Source organism: Lichenihabitans sp. Uapishka_5, from assembly GCF_033947565.1.
Lineage (GTDB): Bacteria > Pseudomonadota > Alphaproteobacteria > Rhizobiales > Beijerinckiaceae > Lichenihabitans.
Genome location: NZ_JARPVX010000147.1, coordinates 1 through 4,637, shown reverse-complemented (window position 1 = coordinate 4,637; position 4,637 = coordinate 1). Strand labels below are relative to the sequence as shown.

At 61.0% G+C, this 4,637-nt stretch carries 6 protein-coding genes; 2 read left to right on the top strand and 4 right to left on the bottom strand.

Annotation, left to right across the window (positions count from 1 at the left end):
• Positions 1 to 15: 15 nt before the first annotated feature.
• Positions 16 to 654, bottom strand: a complete 639-nt coding sequence (locus P7D22_RS22370) for a hypothetical protein (protein WP_319936463.1) — start codon at positions 652 to 654, stop codon at positions 16 to 18.
• A 230-nt stretch (positions 655 to 884) separates the two neighbouring features.
• On the opposite strand from P7D22_RS22370, the gene P7D22_RS22365 reads away from it, so the two are divergent.
• A complete protein-coding gene (locus P7D22_RS22365) occupies positions 885 to 1,421 on the top strand; it encodes a hypothetical protein (RefSeq protein WP_319936462.1) in 537 nt (178 codons plus the stop codon).
• A gap of 192 nt (positions 1,422 to 1,613) precedes the next feature.
• Here the strand turns inward: P7D22_RS22365 and P7D22_RS22360 are convergent, their stop codons facing one another.
• Both P7D22_RS22360 and P7D22_RS22355 read right to left on the bottom strand, forming a co-directional pair.
• Complete coding sequence (locus P7D22_RS22360; protein WP_319936461.1) at positions 1,614 to 1,955, bottom strand: hypothetical protein; 342 nt, start codon at positions 1,953 to 1,955, stop codon at positions 1,614 to 1,616.
• A gap of 76 nt (positions 1,956 to 2,031) precedes the next feature.
• The gene (locus P7D22_RS22355; RefSeq protein WP_319936460.1) at positions 2,032 to 2,466 is read right to left on the bottom strand and encodes a hypothetical protein; all 435 of its coding nucleotides are present in this window, start codon (positions 2,464 to 2,466) and stop codon (positions 2,032 to 2,034) included.
• A gap of 195 nt (positions 2,467 to 2,661) precedes the next feature.
• Between P7D22_RS22355 and P7D22_RS22350 the strand changes: the two genes are divergently transcribed.
• Complete coding sequence (locus tag P7D22_RS22350) at positions 2,662 to 3,003, top strand: hypothetical protein (protein ID WP_319936459.1); 342 nt, start codon at positions 2,662 to 2,664, stop codon at positions 3,001 to 3,003.
• Between the two features lie 759 nt (positions 3,004 to 3,762).
• Here P7D22_RS22350 and P7D22_RS22345 read toward each other — a convergent pair.
• Positions 3,763 to 4,637: SDR family NAD(P)-dependent oxidoreductase (locus P7D22_RS22345; RefSeq protein WP_319936458.1), on the bottom strand; the 875-nt coding region annotated here is incomplete at its 5' end.

Below are 4,637 nucleotides of genomic sequence, written 5' to 3'. Positions count from 1 at the left end.
GGACCCACCCTTAGTTCACGCCGCCAGCTGTCCCAAAAAGCCTGACGACGGACAGCCGAACGCACCAAGTCCAAGAAGTCCGATGGCCATCATCGGCAGCGAGGCGGGGATGGGAACCGGCGATAACGGATTGCCGCTCACTTCAGCGAAAGAGTTATCGGACTCGAAGGCCGACCCAAGAAGCGTGCGGCTGGAGAGCGTCGTATCGTATTGATAGACCGTGCCCTCAGGGCCGACCCGCTGAGACAGGGTGAAGGCCAGGCTGTAGCCGGTGACGATCTGCTCTGAGCCGTCGGTGCTCGAAATCGTATATGGATACTTCGGATCGAACACGTTGAACGTGATGGAGTTCGTCGTGCCGATACCATCAGGCCCTGACGAGTAGCCAGAGCGGACGAAGCTTGCTGCCGGATCGGTGAAGTTGGTCGAGATGAAGCTCAGAAAATCGCTGCCCTGGTCATTCTCGTAATAGGAGAACGATCCTGTTCTCTGCGTCGTGTCACCCGTTAGGGTGAAATTGGCAAAGCCATCCGCCCCAGTGATTGCGCCGATGTGGATTGAGAACGGCGCCGCCTCAGCTGATTCCGCGCTCGCGACCGTACACGTGAGCGCCACTGCCGCCGCCAGCGCAGCGCCTGCAAATCGCATCGTCATGGAAATATCTCCTCAACGCTTTAGAAGATTGCGCGTTTCGCAATCCGCGTCTAGGAGCGCGCAAACTAAAGAGGTGCCGCCACTGCTTGCGCGCTGCGGCTGACCGGAGCATGGCAGGACTCTCCTTCCGAGCAGACCTATTCGCATTTTGACGTACTGGCCCTGCCCAAAGAGATGCCAGCACCTCTGCGTCTACCTTTGATCATGACCCCGTTCTGGGGAGGGCATCCATGATCCGTTTCGCATTTGCGGTAGCTCTGTTTGCATCGATGTTTCAGGCGGAGTCGCAAGCCAGCATAATCACGTTCAGCGGGGGCATTGCCCAGGAGGGTGACGCCAGTCTCGATTTCAGCGGCACGGTGTCAGGCGCGACGGGCCGCGTTTCGCTATCCTATTTCCTGAACAACCCAACTTCACCCGGACCGATCTTCGGCAGTGATATCATCGAAGGGCCAGCCACATTCTTCCGTTCGCCTACACCCTTCCCAATCGATGGGCGGGTGCTGGATCTCACCATCTCAAATGGCAGCACATTTGAACTGCGCGAGAGCCTGCAGAGCGGCTTCATCGTTTCGTTCAGCGACCCACTTCGGGGCATCAGCATGACTGATCGTGCAGTGCTGACCGAGTTCAGTGTCTCCAGCGTACCGCTCCCTGGCACGGCGTCACTATTCGGATTAGCGATGCTTACCCTCGGCTGTCTGGGCTATCGTGCGAGGCACAAAATTCAGCCTCTCGGACCGGACGCGGCAAGTCCTGTGGCCTGAACGCATCCTCGTGGTCGCGGGAAGCTCAATGCTCCTGCTGGCTTTTTAGCTGACCAGCGTCGGATAACCGTTGAGGGTATGACAGCACGCGTCGTGCACCTCGTCACTACGCCACCATGTTGACTTGCCATGGTGGCGCAGAACGGCACGCCTGGCCTGTCTTCCTACTCGCCCAGTGTCCCGTTTCTAAGCTCAGTACCCGAACCCACGACGGTAGCCGTATCCGCCACCATACCCGAACCGGCGATGGCCATAGCCGTATGGACCGCGGAACCCGTACGGACGGCCATAGCCGTAAGGCCTCCGGTACCCATAATGGCGCCGGTACCCATAGCCGCGCCCGTAGCCGTAGGGTCGCCGATACCCGTACCCGCCGCCATATCCGTAGCCGTATTGGACCTGCTGTACGCCGGCGGGCGCCGAATCCTCAGCAGCGATCGTCGCGGGGTGCGACACGGGCATGGCCGACACTTCGGTCGCGCCGATGCCAACCAAGCCGCATAGAGCAACGATCGCCGTCAAAAAGCGTTTCATTCCGTCATCCTCCCAATCTGGTAAGGAGGGGAACGAGGGCGGGCACGGCCCTGTTCCGTGCCGGCTGCTCAAGCCATCAAGGCGCGCGCAGAACGACCTGGCATTGGTCCGTGAGCCTGTGCACCCGGCGCGTCACGCATCCGTCCGTCAGGTGATCTCGCAGGTACGCCATGGACATGTCGCCGTTGGGCAGCGATGCCCGCAGCTCGGCTACATCCACGACCTTGGACAGACCGCAGCTGGCGCACATCACCGCGAGGCGGTCATGCGGCCACTCGGATAGCTTCGGCCCTTGCTTGACTGCCGGGCTTCGCTGGGCGGGCGCGTTTGGCTTCGGCACATCTTCCCGGCTCGGCTGCCGGCGGCGATAGATCGGCTCCTCGGGATGGTCGGGCGGCGGCAGGGCGTGATCGAGGTCCGTGAACCGGACTCCGCACCGAGGCTCATATTTCCGAGGCTGCTCGTTCCACCACGGGCAGTCATGGGCGAGATCCCGCAGCAGGCCGTCCATGCTCTGCTCTGGCCCATAACGGGCTGCAAGGCGTGCTAGCCGGTAGCAGCCGCGGCGCTGGCACAGCACGCAATCCAGGCGCACCACGATCCATGGCCAGTTCGAAAGTTTCGTGGGTGCGATCCGCCGCGACATGAGAACGGATGTAGAACAAACCTGCCTCTGGTGTCACGCGATGCTACATCCTGATCGTGGATGGACACGCAGGATTCGGCGGCGCAATTTGCTGAAGCTACCTTCAGCAAGGTTTGCATCCTGGTGAACGTCAAAAGCGCCTCGCTCGGCATTCTGAAGGGGATCTCAATCGTCGTGCTTTGGCTCGTGTCTTCGATGCTCACGGTCGTTGGCGCCCTCGCCTTGATTTACAACGTGGAAAGGCTTGAGCATCCAACTGATCCTAGCGTCATGGGCGCGCTCGCATGGATGTTGTTTTTCGGCGCCCCAATTTGGATTGTGCTCGGCGCCTTTGGCGGATCAATCATCACGGTGCTGACCCTTGCATTGTGGGCCAAGAGAACGGCTCAACCGGCTACGTGAGAACAGCGCATCGCCCATCCGCCAGCACGACGGCGGCACGCGGACGGCGCGCCTAGATCAATCAGGCAAGACCGATGATTGCCGTCCGGTGAACGCCGCTAGCCTTTCATTTGCAATAGCGCTGCCACCTCCGTTGAGGTAGGCCAATCGTATATTCCTGCTTCGTTTACCAGGTCGGTTATGCTGCGACGGATCATTGTCACGATGCTGCTGGCCGCGCTGGCTTCGTCGGTGCCTCTCGCGAGAAGCTCATTGCACCCGCGGCCGACCCTGAAGCACTATAAAGCTCTGCCCCTCTCCGGCTTGCTTCAATGGCGAGCCTCGTTGAAGGCCACGATCAGGATTGTCGGATGGGCAACGGCTTGTGTCGTGGTCTGGAGTGCTGTGATTTTCGCCTGACTGCTTTCAGCCGAAAGCCCAACCAGCGAGGAATACTAGGCAGACGAGAAAGCCCAGTCCAACCATGACCGGTAGAGCGAGGCTGAATGATCCTGGTTCCACAGTACCCCCCGAAGTGGGATTGGATCCCACAATGCGCTTATCACGAGAGAGCTGCTGAGGATCGGTGACGATGTGCGGCGCAATCGCACAGTCATGCGACAGATATTTAACAGATGTCGAAAAGCTGGCGATCATCAGCCATGCGTCGACTCGACTACCTCAATTTACCTACATGATGCATTGCTTTGCCTCGCCCTTGTTGGGCGTTTCCTCCCTAGACTTGGGCCGCCCGTGGCAACGCGAGGCGGCCTCTTTCTTTCAGCGTTTCTGACGGCGGACCAGCACGGCACTCCCGATCGCCAAGCCGAGGCCTGCCAAGAGCAGACCCGTGCTGCTGATCGCGCCCGCGCTCGGGAGCCCTTTGCGCTCGAGATAGCCGCCGCTGGCGCTTCGTCCGGCGGCCAGAGGACTCAGCAACGCGCCTTCGGTTTTCGCTGCCACCCCTGCGCTGGTCACCAGCTTGCGAAAGATTGCACCGACGATCAGCTCAGTGATCCGGGGCGACAGTGCATAGGCGACCTGGCTAGCCCGCGCCGGCCAGCCAATGCCGACTTCGGCTTGGGGGCGCCGGGCGACACGCAGCATGGCCGCGGCGACGTCCTCGGGCGTATAAAGGAACGGGCCCGGGTCAATGACCTTGCCGGACACGTTTGCCACGTGCTCGAGGCCGGGCGTGTCCACCATGGCCGGGAACACGCCACAAATGTGAATATCCTCGCTGGCTGTGAACTGCTGCCGCAAGCTGGCGTTGAAGCCGCGCAGGCCGAACTTGCTGGCCGTGTAGGCGGCTGCGAACGGCACCGGTGACCAGCCACCCATGGAAACAGTGCTGATCAGCACGCCTGAGCACTGGCGTTTGAAGATCGGCAGGGCGGCGCTTGCACCATTCATCGCACCGATCAGGTTGACCTCGATGGTGGTACGGTGCAACGCGGCGCTCGCGTTTTCATAGGGTCCGAACACGCCGGTGCCGGCGACGTTGATCCACGTATCGACGCGTCCCGAGATCCCAACAGCCGCCTCGGCCAAGCGCTGCACTGCGTCCGAATCCGTGACATCGGTCGGAAAAGCGATCGCCCGAGAGCTATGTGGGAAACTGGGTGACGACGGTGGTTTGAAGGCGGCGTATCGAG